This window comes from Thalassotalea insulae (assembly GCF_030161395.1).
GTDB lineage: Bacteria > Pseudomonadota > Gammaproteobacteria > Enterobacterales > Alteromonadaceae > Thalassotalea_E > Thalassotalea_E insulae.
On record NZ_BSST01000001.1, the window covers coordinates 3516188 to 3535567 of the forward strand.

General features: G+C 41.3%; 13 protein-coding genes. 9 read left to right on the plus strand and 4 right to left on the minus strand.

Going from position 1 to position 19380, the window contains the following annotated elements; translation table 11 throughout:
- Positions 1-2: 2 nt before the first annotated feature.
- Positions 3-1325: an APC family permease gene (locus QQK06_RS15760; RefSeq protein ID WP_284245728.1), complete on the plus strand. Its 1323-nt coding sequence runs from the start codon at positions 3-5 to the stop codon at positions 1323-1325.
- A gap of 414 nt (positions 1326-1739) precedes the next feature.
- On the opposite strand, the gene QQK06_RS15765 is transcribed toward QQK06_RS15760, so the two are convergent.
- Entirely contained in the window at positions 1740-3812 is a 2073-nt protein-coding gene (locus tag QQK06_RS15765) for a M13 family metallopeptidase (protein ID WP_284245729.1), read from the minus strand.
- A gap of 272 nt (positions 3813-4084) precedes the next feature.
- Between QQK06_RS15765 and QQK06_RS15770 the strand changes: the two genes are divergently transcribed.
- From QQK06_RS15770 to lolE, 3 genes are read left to right on the plus strand one after another with little or no spacing between them, the layout of a single operon-like run.
- Complete coding sequence (locus QQK06_RS15770; protein ID WP_284245733.1) at positions 4085-5311, plus strand: lipoprotein-releasing ABC transporter permease subunit; 1227 nt, start codon at positions 4085-4087, stop codon at positions 5309-5311.
- Positions 5304-5999: a lipoprotein-releasing ABC transporter ATP-binding protein LolD gene (gene lolD / locus QQK06_RS15775; protein WP_284245734.1), complete on the plus strand. Its 696-nt coding sequence runs from the start codon at positions 5304-5306 to the stop codon at positions 5997-5999. The genes QQK06_RS15770 and lolD overlap by 8 nt, the downstream gene beginning before the upstream one ends.
- Entirely contained in the window at positions 5992-7263 is a 1272-nt protein-coding gene (lolE, locus tag QQK06_RS15780) for a lipoprotein-releasing ABC transporter permease subunit LolE (protein ID WP_284245735.1), read from the plus strand. Before lolD ends, lolE begins: the two co-directional genes overlap by 8 nt.
- 158 nt (positions 7264-7421) lie before the next feature.
- Here the strand turns inward: lolE and QQK06_RS15785 are convergent, their stop codons facing one another.
- Positions 7422-10217: a collagenase gene (locus QQK06_RS15785; RefSeq protein WP_284245736.1), complete on the minus strand. Its 2796-nt coding sequence runs from the start codon at positions 10215-10217 to the stop codon at positions 7422-7424.
- 317 nt (positions 10218-10534) lie between these two features.
- Here QQK06_RS15785 and QQK06_RS15790 point away from each other — a divergent pair, with 317 nt between their 5' ends.
- Positions 10535-11488 (plus strand): YbgA family protein, encoded by a 954-nt coding sequence (locus tag QQK06_RS15790; RefSeq protein ID WP_284245737.1) that lies wholly within the window; start codon positions 10535-10537, stop codon positions 11486-11488.
- Positions 11489-11512: 24 nt separating this feature from the next.
- Positions 11513-12895: a cryptochrome/photolyase family protein gene (locus QQK06_RS15795; protein ID WP_431313664.1), complete on the plus strand. Its 1383-nt coding sequence runs from the start codon at positions 11513-11515 to the stop codon at positions 12893-12895.
- Between the two features lie 105 nt (positions 12896-13000).
- Here QQK06_RS15795 and QQK06_RS15800 read toward each other — a convergent pair whose 3' ends face one another.
- Positions 13001-13456, minus strand: a complete 456-nt coding sequence (locus tag QQK06_RS15800) for a GNAT family N-acetyltransferase (protein ID WP_284245739.1) — start codon at positions 13454-13456, stop codon at positions 13001-13003.
- Between the two features lie 45 nt (positions 13457-13501).
- Entirely contained in the window at positions 13502-14011 is a 510-nt protein-coding gene (locus QQK06_RS15805; protein ID WP_284245740.1) for a DUF2062 domain-containing protein, read from the minus strand.
- A gap of 28 nt (positions 14012-14039) precedes the next feature.
- Here QQK06_RS15805 and QQK06_RS15810 point away from each other — a divergent pair, with 28 nt between their 5' ends.
- From QQK06_RS15810 to lpxK, 3 genes are all read left to right on the plus strand, one after another.
- Positions 14040-16457 carry a DNA internalization-related competence protein ComEC/Rec2 gene (locus tag QQK06_RS15810; protein ID WP_284245741.1) on the plus strand — a complete coding sequence of 806 codons (2418 nt, stop codon included), beginning with the start codon at positions 14040-14042 and terminating at the stop codon, positions 16455-16457.
- 186 nt (positions 16458-16643) lie between these two features.
- Positions 16644-18341 (plus strand): lipid A export permease/ATP-binding protein MsbA, encoded by a 1698-nt coding sequence (gene msbA, locus QQK06_RS15815; protein ID WP_284246636.1) that lies wholly within the window; start codon positions 16644-16646, stop codon positions 18339-18341.
- Between the two features lie 8 nt (positions 18342-18349).
- Positions 18350-19369 carry a tetraacyldisaccharide 4'-kinase gene (gene lpxK / locus QQK06_RS15820; protein ID WP_284245742.1) on the plus strand — a complete coding sequence of 340 codons (1020 nt, stop codon included), beginning with the start codon at positions 18350-18352 and terminating at the stop codon, positions 19367-19369.
- Positions 19370-19380 lie beyond the last annotated feature (11 nt).

Here is a 19380-nt window from a genome sequence, read left to right on the forward strand (position 1 = left end):
AAATGAATAATAATTTGCTGACCAATAACGGCCACTCTTGTCATAGAAAAAGAGGAAAAACACTCGGTGTCATCGAACTTGTTGCCATAGCGCTAGGGGGCATGGTTGGTGGTGGTATATTTACCGTGCTCGGCATTTCGGTTTCGCTTATTGGGGTTTATACCTTGTTAGCTATCGTTATTGGCGGTTTACTAGCATTTTTTGCCGCCTATGCTTACGTTAAACTGGGTAGCTATTATCAGGATGAAGGAGCGACCTATTCATTTTATAAACGCACCTTTCCTAATTCGCCTTTTGCCGCATCACTCATCGGCTGGTGGGTTATTTTTGGTTATATCAGTACCTTGGCTTTGTATGCCTATACCTTTTCTTCTTATGCGCTTAGCGGTTTTTCTGTTGCTGATAATGAGTTAGTAAGAAAGCTGGTGGCTGGTGCGGTGATCATATTTTTTACCTTGGTGAACCTTTGGAGCGTTAAGGGCATGGGGAAAATTGAAGATTTTATGGTCTATTCCAAATTATTGATTTTAGCTTTTATTTCTTATGTTTTGATCAACCACAGCCAAACTAGCTTACCCGTGTTAATGAAAAGTCAATCTGAGTTTAATCTCTTGGCAGTATTGATCGTTGCGTCACTAACTTTTGTTGCTTATGAAGGTTTTCAATTGGTTATTAACGCGGTGAAAGAAATGGACCAGCCGGAAAAAAATATTCCTCGAGCTATTTATACCGCGTTAGTGGTTGCCGTACTGATCTATGTGGTGATTGCCTTTGGTGCTATTGTTGCGATCCCCTTTAGTGAGCTGATTGATAATAAGGAATATGCTTTAGCGGCGGGAGCAGGCGATGTTATCGGACAGTGGGGCACGGATCTAGTGATATTGGGGGCATTATTAGCCACCAGTAGTGCTATTAGCGGCACTATTTTTGGCGCGTCACGACAAATGGCCGTGATTGCCCATGATGGCTATTTTCCTCAAGCGCTGGCGAAACGTAGTCGGCGTATTCCGATGGTGGCTATTATCAGTATGTCTTTACTAGCTTTTATACTGATATTAGTTGGTAACTTAACTGTGATCCTGGAGTTTGGCAGTGTCACTTTTTTAATTGTGTCATTACTTATGGCTTTTGCTAATTTTAAAATTCGTCAACAGACTCAGTCTTCGATGATAATTTCGCTGATCTCTATGGCAGGATTACTGATTGGTGTCATTTTGATCTTGTATTATGAATGGGTTCATCAGCCGGAGCAGTTGGTTTTTATTACAGGACTTTATGTGATTTTAACCTTAAGTTCTTGGTTGTATGCGAGAAACTATAAATAGTTGGTGTTGATAGTACAAGCCTGTTGTTTTTATCAATACCAGTTAGTTAAGCATTACTAAATATGAAAAATCCTTAACAATTAGGTGTTCTTTCAAAATTATATTGTCGCGGTGGCGACGACACCCAGAAAGGGTTAACGCGAACCCTCTCTGGACTCTCGTTAACTGCTCCTGCGTTATTCTACTAACCTGCATCCATGCAGGAATCGCGCGCTGCTGCAATTGAATTTTTCATCCAGACATTTTGCCGAAGTAGGCCTATGCTTCGTTTGAGTACTGTGAAGAAGCTCGTTGTAATAACGAGTGTTTAAAGCTACTTTCCCATGACAGTGATTTGATAAAGAGTGAGCAAAGGTTGTCAAAATAAAAGCCTGCATTATAGCAGGCTTTTTTGGCTTTATATTTAAAAGCTAGTTACCAAATCTTAACGCGTTTTTCTGGTGCGATATACATGGCATCGCCTTCTTTCACTTCGAATGCCTTATAGAACTCAGGCACATTTGATAAAATGCCTATCGCTCTGAAGTTACCTGGTGAATGAGGGTCGGTGGCAATTCGGTTACGTAATGATTTTTCTACGCTTTTAAAGCGCCATACTTGTGCCCAGCCCATAAAGAAACGCTGATCGCCAGTTAAGCCGTCGATTACTGGTGCTTCTTTACCGTCTAAAGAGGCTTTATACGCTTTATAAGCAATGCTTAAACCAGACAAATCACCGATATTTTCCCCTAAGGTTAATTTACCGTTAACGTTGAGATCGTCAAAGACCTGATAGGCGTCATACTGAGCAACTAAAGCATCGGTACGTTCTTTAAACGCCGCTAAGTCAGCGTCAGTCCACCAGTTTTTCAAGTTACCTTCGGCGTCGTATTTACTGCCTTGATCATCAAAACCGTGACCCATCTCGTGACCTATTACTGCACCAATGCCTCCATAGTTAACGGCATCGTCAGCCGCCATATTAAAGAAAGGTGGTTGTAAAATTGCCGCTGGGAAAACAATCTCGTTGACTGTCGGGTTGTAATACGCGTTTACCGTTTGTGGCGTCATACCCCATTCCCATTTCTGGATAGGGCCACCAAGCTTAGCAACTTCTTTGTGATGTGCAGCCGTTTGCGCGCGCATAATGTTACCCACCAGATCACCCGCATCAATTTCTAACTTAGAGTAATCTTGCCATTTATCCGGGTAACCAATTTTTGGAGTAAAGGCTGCTAGTTTGACTTGTGCCGCTTTTTTGGTGTCGTCGGACATCCATTCTAAGTCGTTAATACTCTTGCTATAAGCGCTACGTAAGTTTTCAACTAACTCGCTCATCCGGGCTTTTGCTTCAGGTTTAAAGTGTTTTGATACGTAAATTTTACCGATCACTTCACCTAGGTTGCCGTTAACGACAGAAACGCCGCGCTTCCATAGTGGACGCTGCTCATTACGACCACGTAACTGTTTTGAGAAGAAATCAAAATTTTCTTGATCGATGTCACTGCTTAAATATGGCGCAAAGCTGCTTAACGCATGGAAGGTTAAATACGTTTTAATGTCGGCCAATGATGTTTCTGCGATAGTTTTACCAAAACCTTTAACAAAACTTGGTTGGTTAATAATGATATCTTTTTGCTTATCAACCCCCTGAGCGGCTAAATAGGCTGACCAGTCAAAACCATCAGTTAATGAATTTAACTCACTAACGGCAAATTTGTTATAGCGTTTATTGCTGTCGCGCGATTCAACGCGGGTCCAATGAAAGCCTGCTAGTTTCGTTTCAAAATCCATAATGGTTTTCGCTGCCGCTTCGCCATTTTCCAGACCTGCTAAGGCAAACATTTTGGCAATGTGCTTAACATAGCCGTCACGTAAGTTAGCAAAACGTTCTGCTTCATTGAAATAATAGTCGCGATCAGGTAAACCTAAGCCGCCTTGCCAGATATGAGTGGCATAGTTGCTTGAGTCTTTGGCATCGACACCGATATAAAAATTCAATGGGCTGTTAACCCCTTTGGATTGATACTGACCTAAAAAGTCGGCAACTGCTGATTTATCTTTTAATTGACTGATGTGAGCTAATAGTGACTCAATTGGCTTAATGCCAGCAGTATCTCTTGCTTCTTTGTTCATAAATGAACGAAACAGATCCGCGACTTTTTGTTCATCGCTACCTTTCACTAAATCTGGGGTTGCGGCCAACTCTTCAATGATTAGTTTGACGTTTTCATCAGCGGCATCGCGTAAGTCCATGAAGGAACCGATAGAGGTTTTATCAGCTGGAATCTCATTTGCTTTAAGCCAACCGCCATTAACATATTGATAAAAATTATCTTGTGGACGAATGGATTGATCGATATTGGCTTGTTCAATGCCTGATGCCAGCATGGTTTTTTTAGTTTCTGGTGCTTGAGTTTTTGTGGTTTCTGCTGTTGTTGCTGTTTCGTTACATCCTGCTACGAATAGCAGAGATGAACATAGCGCACTTGTTATAATTTTTTTCATGGTTTTGCTCTAGAGTATAATAAATAAAATTTGTTACCTGAGAGATACTAAGGACTAGCGAGTTAAAATTCCACTTTTATTCATATCTGCTTACATTATTTGGATGAATCTTATGGCAGAATCTTGTAACACTGTGCTTAATTGTAATAGTTTACAGTCTGTTAACAATTGCGTTCAATAGATTTCATCTGTTGAGATATTTGTCTTTAAGCTAAAGGGTGGTATGCTCTTGCCATCTATTTTATCCACCTGCTATTGAATGTAAGGGATTAATGTTCCATCCGGTTAGTTTTTTTATAGGTCTGCGTTATAGCCGAAGCAGAAATCGTTCAGGTTTTGTCTCATTTATTACCTTTTTCTCTATTAGTGGCATCTTATTGGGAGTTGCTGCGTTAATTACTGTTGTTTCGGTAATGAATGGCTTTGAAGGGGAATTAAAAAAGCGAATTTTAGGTATAGTGCCGCACGTTATTGTGGATAGTAATCATCAGGTGCTAGATGACTGGCAAGCGATTAAACAACAACTGTTGCCTTTGCCTCATGTCACCGATGTTACCCCGTTTATTGAAAGTGAGGGGCTTATTTTATCCAATGCCAGCCTGCAAGGAGTGCTGCTACAGGGGATAGTACCCGAGCTGGAAACGAGTAACATTGCTACCACTAGCATGGTGGCTGGCGACTTTGCTCAGCTTGCGTCACCGTATTCGGTGATCATCGGTCAAGCGCTGGCGCAAAAACTGGATGTGAACATTGGCGATAAAGTGCGTTTAGTGTTACCAAACAGTAGTTTATATACCCCAATGGGGCGCATCCCGATGCAGCGAATGTTTACCCTGGTCGGGCTATTTAATGTCGGTTCTCAAGTTGATAGCAGTGTTGCTTACATTCATCGTCGCGATGCCGCCAAGTTACTGAGGCGAAAAGGTCAGGGCATTAGTCAGTTACGCTTATATTTAGATGATGCTTTTGCTGCTCAACAAGTGATCTCTAAGCTACCTGACTCACTAAGAACGCTCAATTTTACCCCGTGGGAACATAGCCAGGGTAAATTGTTTTCCGCGGTGAAAATGGAAAAAAATATGATGTGGTTGATGTTAAGTTTAATTGTTGCTGTCGCCGCATTTAATATTGTCTCAGCATTAGTGATGGTGGTGATCGATAAGCAAGGGGAAATTGCGATATTGCAGACCTTTGGTATGACCCGCGGCGGCATTGTTAAAATATTTATCTGTCAGGGATTGATCAATGGTGTTTGGGGAGTGTTATTCGGCGCCATTGCAGGGATTGCTTTAACACTGAATTTAAATCCGCTACTGACGAATTTAGGGATTAATTTACTTGGCGCTGGCTATGGCGTACAAGACTTGCCGGTTGATTTACAGTGGCAACAAGTGATGACGATTGCCTTGTCTGCGATTTTAATGAGTTTTCTCGCTACCTTATACCCGGCGTATCGTGCGTCAAAAACTTTACCTGCTGAGGTGTTACGTAATGAATAGTGGTTTGCAGTGTAAGCAGCTAAAAAAATCTTATTTTCAGGGCAAGCTGGAAACACCGGTATTAGATAATTTAAATCTGACGGTTAACAAAGGTGAACTATTGGCTATCGTCGGTAGCTCTGGCTGTGGTAAAAGTACTTTTCTGCATTTGGCTGGCGGTTTAGATAAACCGACACAAGGGCAAGTGCTGATCAATGGTGTGGATATTCATCAGCTATCTGATAATCAAAAAGCAGAATTTCGTAATCAACATATCGGCTTTGTTTATCAGTTTCATCATTTAATGATGGAGTTTTCTGCGCTGGAAAATGTTGCGATGCCATTACTTATTCGTGGTGATAAACCTAAAGCTGCGCAATTGGCGGCAAGGCAAATGCTGGAGCAGGTTGGTTTAGCTCATCGCATTAAGCATCGCCCGTCAGAGCTTTCCGGTGGTGAGCGTCAGCGTGTCGCAATAGCCCGAGCACTAGTGACTAAACCTTCGCTGGTTCTTGCGGATGAACCAACAGGTAATCTTGATTTTGATACCGCAGAGCAAATTTATCAGTTATTAACTGAGCTTAATCAAACGGTCCATACCAGCTTTGTTATTGTCACCCATGATTTAACATTAGCGGCGAAAATGGATCGTCAGTTACGTTTAGATCATGGCCAGTTAAAACCTTTGGCGACAGCAACTAATGTTTAGACCTGTGAGTGTATTTTTAGCCACCCGTTATATCGGCAATCGACAGGGTAAGGGTTTTGCTTCCTTTATTTCTGCATCATCAACTATAGGGATTGCCTTAGGTGTGATGATTTTGATTATGGTACTTTCTGCAATGAATGGCTTTGAGCGGGCATTAGCTCAGCATTTATTGTCGGTTGTGCCGCACAGTGAATTGATCTCAGGTCGTGGACCCGTCAATCAGTGGCAGTCGAATGTCCAGAAAGTGCAGCAACATCCTGATGTGGTTGCTGCTGCCCCGGTGATCAAATTGCAGGGGATGATGCAAAAACGCGATCAATTAAAAGGGGTTGAAGTCAGGGCGGTAGATCCGGTGTTAGAGCAATCAGTGTCTAGTATTGCCAGCTATCTTACCCAAGGAACCTGGCTTTCACTCTATCAAGCTAATCATGTTGTGCTTGGCGCCGGAGTTGCTAAAAAGCTTGGGGTGACACTTGGTGATACGGTACAAATGTTGATCCCTAAAATAGCTCAGGGCCAAGGTCAGCAAGTTAACATTAATCGTAATCTCAGTGCCTTAGCAAAATACAATTTTACTGTCAGTGGTATTTTTAATTTTGGCGGAGAAATTGATAATAGTCAGGCTTATATTTCATTAGCAAAAGGTCAGGAAATATTTGGTTATGACGATGATCAAGTACAGGGCATACGTTTGCGAGTGCATGATGTTTTTAATATTCAGAAAATAACCAATGAAGCGGGTTATATTTTAAGAGATTATTATTTATACCTGTATAACTGGACTCGTACTCAGGGGCATTTATATAACGATATTCAACTGGTGCGTATGGTGATGTTTATCGTGTTAGTGTTAGTGATAGCGGTAGCGAGTTTTAATATTGTGTCGACCTTGATCATGGCGGTTAATGAGAAACGCGGCGATATTGCGATATTAAAAACCATGGGCGCTTCATCGTCACTGATCATGAGCACCTTTATGTTGCAGGGGATTGTTAATGGCGTGTTGGGCAGTGTCGTTGGTGGTGGCCTAGGGGTTTATTTAGCGAATAATTTAACGGAATTTTCTCAGGCACTTGAGCATTTGCTCGGAGTTAAATTTTTATCAGGTGATATCTATTTTATCGATTTCTTACCTTCCTATGTTAAACAGGTCGACGTTATTATCACGATAATGACGGCATTGGTATTAACCTTAGTTGCGACTATCTATCCGGCGTGGCAGGCAACAAAAGTAGAACCAGCGCAGGTTTTAGGTCAAATATAAATAACCTGAATAGTGAAATATTAGTAATGAAAAAGCCATATTCAATGATTGAATATGGCTTTTTATTAGGGCGTATTGAGCGTTATGAGAAAAATTTTGTTGATATTTAATGTATGCTCATCAATACGCTTAAAGATAGCGTTGCTAATACTTAGTGCTTATTGACAACCATCAACATCAAATCGTACCACTAATGAAGCGCCACTGGCATCGCCTGATACTTTGATATAGCCCCAGTATTGGCTTAAATCACTCAAATAAATACACTCATTGTTGCCAGGGTTGGCTGATTGGCCGTCATTATTTGTGCCATTAGGCCAGCCAGAATTGCTAAATTCAATATCTAAGTTATTGTCGCCATGAGCGGTGACTATCGCTATGTTGTCATGTCCGTTCACGTCAGCGACACTGAGCCAAATGGTCGAATTCTCAGCTAAACAAACCGCTTGATCTGCAACTAACTGCCCACTGGAAATAGCCGCTTGCTGAGCACAGGCATCTTCTACCGCAGGAATTTCTGGTGCGTCAAAGCTTGCCATTAGGTAGGTTTGATAGCTGTTATAGCCTCTGATCATGACGTAGTATGTTCCGCCTTGTACGTTGTCGATCAGGCACACTTCGGTATTACCGGTTTGCCATGGACGGCAATCGTAATCATTTGTGCTTGGTTCGCTGCCAAATTTAACATACATGTCAGCATCGCCTGTACCGCCTGAGGTGTCAAAGCGTAACCCTGTTGCTCCAGCGGGGACATTGATAGCGTAGATGTTTTCTGAGCCTTCGTCGCCTGCAATGTTTAACCATGTTTTGTTGATTAAGGTATTGCTGCTGGTAGCTGTGATAGTGACGGTCGTTAAATCGCTATGGTGTGCGCCTTGATTATCCGTCACTTTTAAAGAGACATTGTATTCACCTGCTTGTGTGTAACTGTGGCTAGGGTTAGCTAAGGTACTGGTAGTGCCATCACCAAAATCCCATAAATAGCTTTCAATAGTGCCATCAGTGTCTGTTGAGCCGTCACTTGAAAATGCAATTAGCTGATCAATTTGGCCCTGGTAACTGCCGTTAGCATTCGCTTGTGGGGCAATGTTGTCTGTCGGTTCGTTGCTTAAGTTTTGGCTCCAAGTGGTAAATTCAACGCCATAATTAGCTGCCCAGGTATCAATTTTATTTTTATAAGCACTCCAATTGCCGGCACGGGTATCTGCTATCATAGCTTTAACGTCAGTGAAGTGATTTTCAAACATAAAGCGTACGGCTAAGTAACCCCAGCGATAGATCCTGTCTTGATCAAAACCATCATAGTTAGTGGCAAATACTTCAGCTAGGGAGTAAGTAGAACCGTCAAAAATGGTATCAATGGCGGCTTGATTGTTATCTTGTTTTGAGACATATTCAGCGACGCCTTCTGACCACCAAACGACATCTTCAGTTGGTGTGGAAAAATCACCAAATAGGTCGAAGCGGCCATCTAAATAATGGACATATTCGTGTTCTAAATTCCAAATATAGTGATCCGGTTCGGCATAGCTTGCTTCATAGGCGACAAAATTAGGGATATTAGTTTCACTCGATGGATCGCCTTCCAAATACATGCCGCCATTGTTGGTATTGATACCAAAAATATGACCGGCATATTTGCCGTAGTCATTGGAGCTGTTAAAAATATTAACCTGAAGTTGAATATTATTATCACCCGGAATAGGTGTATTTTCAGTGGCTAATTTACTATGAAAATAGCTTTCTTCCGCTGCCATGGTTTGACAAGCTGAAGTTTGCTGAACAGTTGTTAAATTTTGTGAGCGAATTTTAATGGTCGGGCTACAAACATGTACTTGTGAAAGTGCCTGAGCTTCAAGTTGATCGATATAACCACAGATGCCGAAACTGCTACAGTCTCCGTAATAAGTCGCGGTTTCTGCTGCGCCTAACCATACGGCGTCACCAAAACCATAAAGTTGGTAGTCTGAGTTAAATACTTGGGTGAGGGCACTAGTAACGGTTGATTGGATCTCACCGTCATACATTTTCAATCGACCCAGTTCTTTTGCAGCATTGGCGATTAAAAACTCAGCTTCACTATCTATCATCCATTGTTGCATCACGAAACTATGTAATAGTGACACTAATTCATTATCGTTAGCGATCAGAGATTTAAAGTTATCGTTATATTGGCCACGAAATAAAATGGTAAAAATGCCATTAACCGCACCGCGCATATTCCATTTATCGGCATAGCTTTGATCCCAACGTGATAACCACTCTTTTACCACCGGCAAGTAAACATCTTGTTGCTCTGAGCTGTCCATGGTAATGATAACTTCGGATAACGTTTTACCGTGAGCGTCATTATTTTGATAAAAATTTTCATTATTAACAAAGGCATCTAATGCATCTCTGACGGCTGGAGTAACCCATGACGCTAAACTAACGTTGTCATTATAAAACTCAGCGTAAAAACCAGCACGTAAATATAAAAATAACGCTTCAATATCAACATCGCCGCCGCCACTATAGTTTTGTGACAACCCTTTCACATGGTTAGCAACTGCAAGCATATTATCTGAAGTGAACGCTGCTTGTTGAATGTTTGAGCTAGCAGTAAATAAATCATTAACGCAGCTTGAGCCTTGATTTTTTAGCTGAGTGATCAGAGTGTTACTGTTGCTAGTAGCAAAAAGGCTTAGATCACATGATGAACTAGCGGCACTGCTTGCCACATTATTCAATTGTGTAAATTTACTCTTTGCTAATTGGGGCTGTTTCTTTTTGAAATGGTGAGTTTCATTAGCGCGGTATTGACTTTGAGCGGTTGGCGCTCGTTCATCAATAGCTTGGTCAAGGCCATGAATGTGCTGTTTAGCTATGGGAGCTTGTTGCGGTGCTCGTTCCACTGCCGCAATCGAGGTACTTAGCAATAGCAAGCTACTCGTCATTAATATTTTATTTATCATTATGTTAACCTTCTAGTTTTTAGTAAATATGTCGTACAAAAAGTTAAAATTATTGGTATTGGTTTAAATTTGTACGAAACAAAATTACTACATAAATATATCGTATACAATATATTTGTAACAAAATATTAACGAAAGTGTTCATTCTAACACTGTTAATTGATTGCTATTTTTTCATGGGGATAACAATACATGACGCAAAATAGAGCGTAGTAAAACTGATGTAAGGGTGATAAATTTGTCATTGATAATAATTAAGTGAAGTTAGTGCTTATTGTTGGGCTAATAAACTCAGACTAAAAATATCTAGGAGCAAGATGAATACGATTAAAGAAGATATTGTTATCGGCATCAGTGCCTGCTTGTTAGGTGAAAAAGTACGTTTTGACGGCAGCAGTAAAACCTCTAATTTTTGCGTTAATGACTTAGGCCAGCATGTGACTTTTAAAACCTTTTGCCCAGAAGTTGCTGTTGGCTTGCCAGTCCCGCGCCCAACTATTCGGCAAATTAAAGCGGATAATGTTATCAAGGTTTCTTGCCCTGATGGCACTAATGAGGTCACAGAAGCACTACGCAGTTATGGTGAAAAAGTCGCGACACTTGCTACGCAGTTTAGTGGTTATATTTTCTGTGCGAAAAGCCCCAGCTGTGGCATGGAACGGGTGAAAGTTTATTCTCCTGAGGGGAATGCTTTACCTGCTGATGGTATCGGTGTTTTTGCTGAGCAAATCATGCGTGCTCAACCTTTGTTACCTTGTGAAGAAAATGGTCGCCTAAATGATGCGGTGTTACGGGAAAACTTTGTTGCCCGGGTGTTTGCTTATCACAACTGGCAAAGCTTAGTCGCTGAAGGAATAACCAAACATAAGCTGATGGCCTTTCATAGTCGCTATAAGTATACTGTGATGAGCCATAGTTTAATTGCCTATAAAGGCTTAGGGCAATTACTAGCTCGTGCCGATCTACCCGTTGCAGAGATGGCTTCGCAATATATTACGGGGTTAATGACGGCATTAAAAACCAAAGCGACACGGAAAAAACACGCTAATACCTTGTCTCATATTCAAGGTTATTTTTCTAAGCATTTAACGAAAATAGAACGCAAAGAATTAACCGAACAAATTAAGGGGTATCGTCAGGGCTTATTACCGCTGATGGTGCCGATCACTTTAATCAACCATTACTTATTAAAACATCCGAAAGAGTACCTTGCCCGGCAGGTGTATTTAAATCCTTACCCCCAGGCACTTAAGTTACGTTATGGCTATTAATTTGATGATTGAAGTTAAAGGAAGATAACTGTGCTGTTATGGTTTCGTGATCATGATATTAGAATTCATGATAATGCAGCGTTTCATTACTTTTTACAACATGCTCAGCCACAAGATAAAGCAATTTATTTTACCATGCCAAAGGTGTGGCGAGGTTATGACTGGGCCGCAATCAAGATAGACTTTTTACGTCGCCATCTAGCATTATTGCGCAGCCAACTCGCAAATTTTGGCGTTGAGTTACTGGTGATAGATGTTGATAGCTACCAACAACAAATAGACTATATAAGTCAGTATTATTGTCAGCATGATATTAAGTGCATAGTGACTAACCGCGAATTTGAACTGAATGAGCTACAGCGCGATCAGGCACTATTGTCGCAAGGACTTAAGTTTAAATTTTTTGAGTCTGACGTTATTGTGCCAAAGGGCAAATTGCTTAATCAGTCCGGCCAGATGTTTAAAGTATTTACGCCATTTAAAAAAGCCTGGCTCAGCTATGTTCGTGAAAACGGCTTTGAATATTATGCTCAGGAGCAGCGACAAGCTGAGGATACTGAAATAGCTGATGAGCAAGCCAATCGAGTATCGAATGCCTGGCCGTTAGTGAATGTTATCGAGCAGCAGGTATTAGCCGATTTTTTTCAAAATAAATTAGCACACTATCATCAGCAAAGAGACTTACCCGCAATAAAGGGGACATCTGGCTTGTCACCTTATCTGGCAATTGGTGCGTTAAGTTCGAGATACGTATTGCAGTTGTTATTACAGCGTTATCCTGATTTATTGGTTGCGAGCGACAGCCCGGTATTTTCCTGGTTAAATGAATTGATTTGGCGAGAATTTTATCGGCACTTATTGTTTCATTACCCGCAGCTGGCGATGCAGCAAAATTTTAATCGGCGTTATGATGGGCTTAAATGGCATAATGATAAGCTATTGTTTCAGGCTTGGTGTGATGGTAAAACCGGTTACCCATTGATAGACGCTGCTATGCGGCAATTGCTCAAGACCGGATGGATGCATAATCGCCTGCGTATGGTGGTGGCAAGCTTTTTAACTAAGCATTTATTAATTGACTGGCGTTGGGGCGAGCAGTTTTTTATGTCACATTTGATTGATGGTGATCTTGCGGCCAATAATGGTGGCTGGCAATGGGCGGCGAGCACTGGGTGTGACGCCCAGCCTTATTTTCGTATTTTTAATCCCATTCGTCAAAGTGAACGTTTTGATCCACAAGGGGAGTTTATTCGCCGTTATTTACCTGAGCTGGAACACGTGCCTGAGAAACATATTCATTTTCCACATCAATACCTGGCGGATAAAGCTCATCATTATTGGCCGGCGATTGTTGAACATAAAAGTGCCAGAGAGCGGGCGTTGAGCTTTTTCAAGGCGCATGGTTAAAGCTGAGGTATTTTATTAGCCGTTCAGAGTCGCGCAGTTGTTGTCGAAGAGCAATAAAGTGTCGAATCAATCAGTCTGACATCTAACGCCATGTTTATTTTCTGGTTAGAGAGCTCTCTCTACTGACATCGCAAGCTTTTCAATACCATGAGATGGTGTCCACCTTTTAAATTCAACAAAGCCATGCTTCTTGTATAAATTTATTGCGGGTAAATTTACCACAGCAGTTTCTACAACAGCCACAGAATACTTAATTTTTTCTAAAGCAAAGCTTATTAATTTACTTGCAATACCTTTTCTAAAATAATGTGGATCAACGGTTAAGCTATTAATGTCAAGCTGTTGTTCTTTGAGCTCAACCTCTAAAATTGCAGCGATGCTTTCACCCTCAATAAAACCATAAAACTGTGTGCTTGAAAGCTCTATATCTCTTACACTTCTTGATAGCGGGGGGAAATTTACAGTACCTATTAGTTGTGCTTCAATTTTATATGAACGTTGAAAAACATTAAAAATCTGTTTTGCTATTTCTTTATTTGAATTATCAAGTTTGATGATCATACTTCGCCTAGACTTCGAATTTACATTATTATCAGAGCAGATTTATTAGCGCTTTGACCGCTTTTGCCATTCTTTCGATACAGAATAACGCCATAACGCCTGAATACCAAAGTACCCCAGTATTGAAAATAAGGTCGCTAACACACCGCAACCTAATAAAAACGATGGTCCAATTGTCGACAGGCTGTTAACCACCCATTGCCAGCTGGCTTCAAAGACAAATTTTTGCTCAGGTGCTCCTAGTAACCAGGTCCCGACTAAATAGCAAAAATAAAAAATAGCTGGCATGGTTAACGGGTTTGTGATCCATACTAGGGCAATCGACAGCGGCAGGTTCGCATGTACTATAATTGCCATACCCGCAGATAAAATCATTTGAAACGGAACCGGAACAAACGCAAAAAATAAACCAACGGCAAAGGCTTTCGCGACCGAACGGCGATTTAAATGCCATAAATTACCGTTATGTAAAAGCTCACCAAAGATCTGCAAATGCTTATGTGATTTGATCGTATGGTGATCGGGCATGAATTTTTTAATGGTCTTTTTTGGCATAAAGTTCTAATTAAGGAAAACAATCACTATGGATTGGTGGTTAATGTCATTTTTCACTGGTGCACTATTGTCACTATTTTTACCTATAGTGCCAAGCTTATTTTACTTTGTTGTGACAATTGCACTGGCTTTGTTGATTTATTTTTTTAAAGCAACGCGCCTGTTGACTGGTGTTTTGTTAGGTAGTGCCTGGATGCTATGGTCGGCAGCGAGTTATCAGTCAGTACTTGAACAGCAGCAACAAAGGTTAAATTCTTCATCTTCTACTAGGGTAATCGTCGAAGGGGAGGTTGATAACATTCCCCAGTATAACAACGGGGTGCAGCGTTTTAATTTCATTATTACTCAGCTTAATAATGAAACCTTAGCACAGCCAATGAAAATTCGGCTGGCATGGCAGCAGCGTTTCACTGGTACGAAAGTAAATGCTAAGCCCGAGCAGCAAGCAACGTCTGTCAAGTTGCAGCCAAGAGCGCAAAAAAAGTTAAAACAAGGACAACAGTGGCGACTAACGGTGCGCATTAAGCCGCCACATGGCATGGCAAATTCAGGAGGTTTTAGTTATCAAACCTGGTTACGCCGCCACGGTATTCACGCTACTGGTTATGTGCTTGATCGTCAAATCAATCAATTACTGGCTGATACTCCTAGTTTGCGGCAAAGGTCTTACGATCAGTTAACGCCATTACTTGCCAAACATTCACTCTCAGGTGTTGTTTACGCATTAACTTTTGGTGAGCGTAGCCAACTGACAAAACAGCAGTGGCAGGTATTAACGCATACTGCGACGCAACATTTAATCGCTATTTCTGGTTTACATCTGGGGTTAGTAGCGGCTTTTGGGTATTTTGTCTTCAGTGGTTTAGTGCGAGTTTTTCCGTTAACAAAGCTTCTTGCTAAGCGACAAGCTCTTTATTTTACTCAGCTGAATAACACTTACCTAGTGCTAGTTTTAACCTTAATGCTGACGGCGTTTTACGCTTATCTGGCTGGTTTTACGTTACCGACGGTTCGGGCATTGTTGATGTTAGTGCTATTGTCGCTGGCAAAATGTGTGGGGCTTAAACTGACGTTAACACGCTGGCTTGCGCTTACCTTGTTTGTCATTAGTTGGTGTTATCCAATGAGTTTGATCAGTGCCAGCTTCTGGTTGTCGTTTTATGCCGTTAGTATTATCTTCTTATTGATTTGGCGGTTTGAGTGCTATTTTAAGTCAGTTATTTATACGGAACAAAACTGCTGGCAAAAGCTGCGTACTTGGATTACTCGTTTACTGGCATTACAGCTGGGACTAATTGTTTTCATGTTACCGCTCACCCTGTTTGCAAATAATCAATTGTCACTTGCAGCCTTACCAGCGAATTTGCTTGCGGTTCCTTGGATGAGTGTAACTAGTATTCCAATGAGCTTAATGGCGGTATTAGCTTTACCGGTTAGCACTGAACTATCGTCAATATTACTTGATTTAGCAGTAACCAGCATTGAAGTTATCTGGCATTGGCTTAGTTGGTTAAGTCGTTTGCCGTACGCCAGTATTGATGTTTCGAACTTAGTTTATTTGGCGGCGGCATTATTGGTACTTGGCACTATGCTGTATTTAACCACTGCCTGGTCTAAAGTTTATTTCATCGGCGCCCAGGCAATGGTGGTGTTGCTGTTAATGGCGTTAAGTTTGCCGATAAATGATGAAAAGCAGTGGCAAGTGAATGTGATGGATGTCGGTCAAGGTTTAGCTGTGGTGGTTGAAGCGAGCGAGCAAGCATTAGTCTATGACAGTGGCGCCAGTTTTCCATCCGGGTTTTCTATGGCTGAAGCCGTATTATCTCCCTATTTAACATCACAAGGTTATCAAGTATTAGATCTGGTGATTATTAGCCACGATGATAATGACCACAGTGGTGGCCTGACACATTTACAAGGTGAATTTACGATTAATCAACTGATCTATAATCAGTATCCTCAAGCAGAATCTTGTATTCAGGGAACAAAATTTCGCTGGCAATTTTTAACAATTGAAATGTTATCGCCGAAGCAAAACAGGGTTGCCAATAATGATGATTCTTGTGTGATTAAAATTTCTGATGGTCACTTTAGTGTGTTGTTAACCGGTGATATCTCATTACAGGCAGAGCGTCAGCTCATAGTTGATTATTCGTACTCAGGGGTATTGAACAGCGATATGTTGATTGTGCCGCATCATGGCTCAAAAAGTTCGTCATCAGCAGATTTTATTCGTACCGTAGCGCCTAAGTTTGCCGTATTTAGTGCTGGATTCTTAAATCGCTGGCAAATGCCGACAGATGAGGTCGTTAAACGCTATCAGCAACAAGGGGTCACTACTTTTAATACGGCTGAGCATGGCATGGTTAAAGTGGTGATTAATGAACAAGAGTTTAAGGTTTTGCCTTATCGACAGCAATTATGGCCATTTTGGTTTGCTAATTAAAAGATACAGAGAAAAGGAAATCATGGCTTGGTTGCATCGCTAATACAGGCTAAAATAGCTAACTAATTCATTTTTATAATTTATGGGCGCTGGATGTCGAGCGAATTAGCCTCTACAAAATCTTCAGAGATACCGGAACATCATTCTCAAACAGAAGCAACGACCTGGCAAAACTTTACCCGTTTAATGGGTTATGCCAAGGTCTATAAAAAAGCGGGTATTTTTGCCATTATCTGCATGCTGGGCTATGCAACTATTGATGTTTACTTTTTATCTAAGTTACCGGCACTAATTGATGAAGGGTTATCTGGAAAAAATCCTGACTTTATGAAGTGGGCGCCGTTATTTGTTGTTGTCTGTTTTATTATCCGCGGTATTTTTCATTTTTTAAGTAATTATTGCTTGGCTTGGGTTGGTAATAATGTTGTTGCTGATTTGCGTCAGAGTATTTTTGAACATGTGATGGCGATGCCAGTGGCTTATCATGATAAAACCTCCACCGGTACGTTGATTTCCAAGCTAACCTTTGATACTGAACAAGTGTTGCAGGCAACCAGTAAGTCACTGTTAACTATGGTGCAACAGGGTGGGTTTGTTATCGGGTTGTTGGTGCTGATGTTTTGGCAAAGCTGGCAACTTTCGGCGATTTTTTTAGTGATCACGCCGGTAATTGCGGTAATTGTCACTGTCGTCTCGCGCCGTTTTCGCAAAGTCAGTAAGAATATCCAAAATGCCATGGGAGAGGTTACTAAAGCCGCTGAACAGACCTTTAATGGTCATAAAGTGGTGCTGACTTTTGATGGTCAGGACAGGGAAAATCAGCGCTTTGAAATAATCAACAAACATAATCGTCAGCAGCGAATGAAAATGGTGGCGACTAAATCTGCCAGTGTGCCGCTTATTCAAATAATCGCCTCTTTTGCTTTAGCTTTTGTTTTATATATTGCAACGCTTGATAACGTAGTGGATAACCTGACTGCTGGTGTATTTATGGGCGTAGTAACTTATATGACCATGTTGCTTAGGCCGTTAAAGTTACTGACGAATGTTAACAGTGAATTTCAAAAAGGTATGGCGGCATCGATCAGTATTTTTGCGTTATTGGATGAGCCGGCGGAGCGGGATAGCGGTAATATTGCGATTACTAAAGCGAATGGTGAAATAACCTTTGAAGATGTCAGCTTTGTCTATCCAGGAGATGAAAAACCATCGTTAAGCCATCTAAATTTTACCGCAAGCGTTGGAGAGACTATTGCTTTGGTCGGGCGTTCAGGTAGTGGTAAATCAACGGCCAGTTCATTATTACTGCGGTTTTACGATGCAACATCCGGGCAAGTATTAGTGGATGGACAAGATATAACAGAATATAAGTTAAAAGATCTTCGTAAGCAGTTTGCCTATGTGTCGCAACATGTGGTGCTGTTTAATGACAGTTTGGCGAATAATATTGCTTACGGTAAACCAAACGCTTCTAGGCGTGAGATCATCGATGCGGCAACCAAAGCTCATGTCATGGAGTTTGCCGAGCAGCTACCGCAGGGTTTAGATACTAATATAGGTGATAACGGAGCCTTACTTTCTGGAGGTCAGCGTCAGCGGGTGGCGATTGCCAGAGCCTTGTTATGTGATGCACCATTTTTAATTTTGGATGAAGCCACCAGTGCGTTAGATACCGAATCAGAACGTCACATTCAAGAAGCGCTTAACGAACTGCAAAAAAATCGTACCTCCATTGTCATCGCCCATCGATTATCCACTATTGAAAATGCCGATAAAATCATCGTTATGGAGCAAGGGCATATTATTGAACAAGGGGCGCATCAGCAATTATTGGCTCAAGATGGTGCCTATGCCCAATTACATCGTTTTCAGTTTGGCAGTTAAGTATTGTTATGCGATTGATTGAGCGCGTGTGGTTTTATCGGCATCCAGCGAAATATTTGCTGGTGCCATTATTATTGCCGTTATCCTTGTTGTTCTGGTTGTTATCTTCGTTACGAAAAGCATTATTTTTATTAGGGATAAAAGCCTCGGTTAAGCTGAGTTGTCCGGTAGTCATTGTCGGTAATATTGGTGTTGGCGGCAATGGTAAAACACCACTGGTGTTGTTTCTGGTAGAACAGCTAACCAAGCAGGGGATTAAAGTCGGTGTCATCAGCCGCGGTTATGGTGGCCAGGCACCTTATTATCCTTATTTACTTGACTCAAAAACGAGTGCTGAACAAGCAGGTGATGAACCGGTACTTATTTATCAGCGCACTAAAGTACCTGTGGTAGTGGCCAGTGATCGGGTTGCGGCAGCAAAGCAATTAATTGAACTGGGCTGTCAGCTGATCATGAGTGATGACGGCATGCAACATTATCGTTTACAGCGTGATTATGAATTGTTGGTGGTTGACGGCAAACGCCAGTTTGGTAATGGTTTGTTATTACCGGCTGGGCCGCTAAGAGAAAGCTGTAACAGACTTAATAGCGTTAACCGCATTATCATTAATGGCGAGCAGCCATTGTCTTATCCGAACAAAACTGCTCAACATCATATGTTATTAACAGCGGAACGCCTGATTAATGTGAAAACTGGTGAGCAGTTAGTATTAGCCGATTTTATTCAGCAATTTCCTCAGGTAAATGCAATGGCGGGTATTGGCGATCCGGCGCGCTTTTTTAATTATTTAGTCGAACTGGGCTTTATCCTTGATAAATCGCAAGGATTTATTGATCATCAAGCTTATAATAAATCCATGTTAACAGCGCTGGCTCAGCAGAATGAAATATTGTTGATGACAGAAAAAGATGCAGTGAAATGTACTGAATTTGCTCAGAAGAATTGGTGGTACTTACCGGTAGATGCCAGTTTTAGTGCGAGTGATAAACGCACGATCTTAACGGATATTGTGCGTTTAATAGCATAAATAAAAGAGAG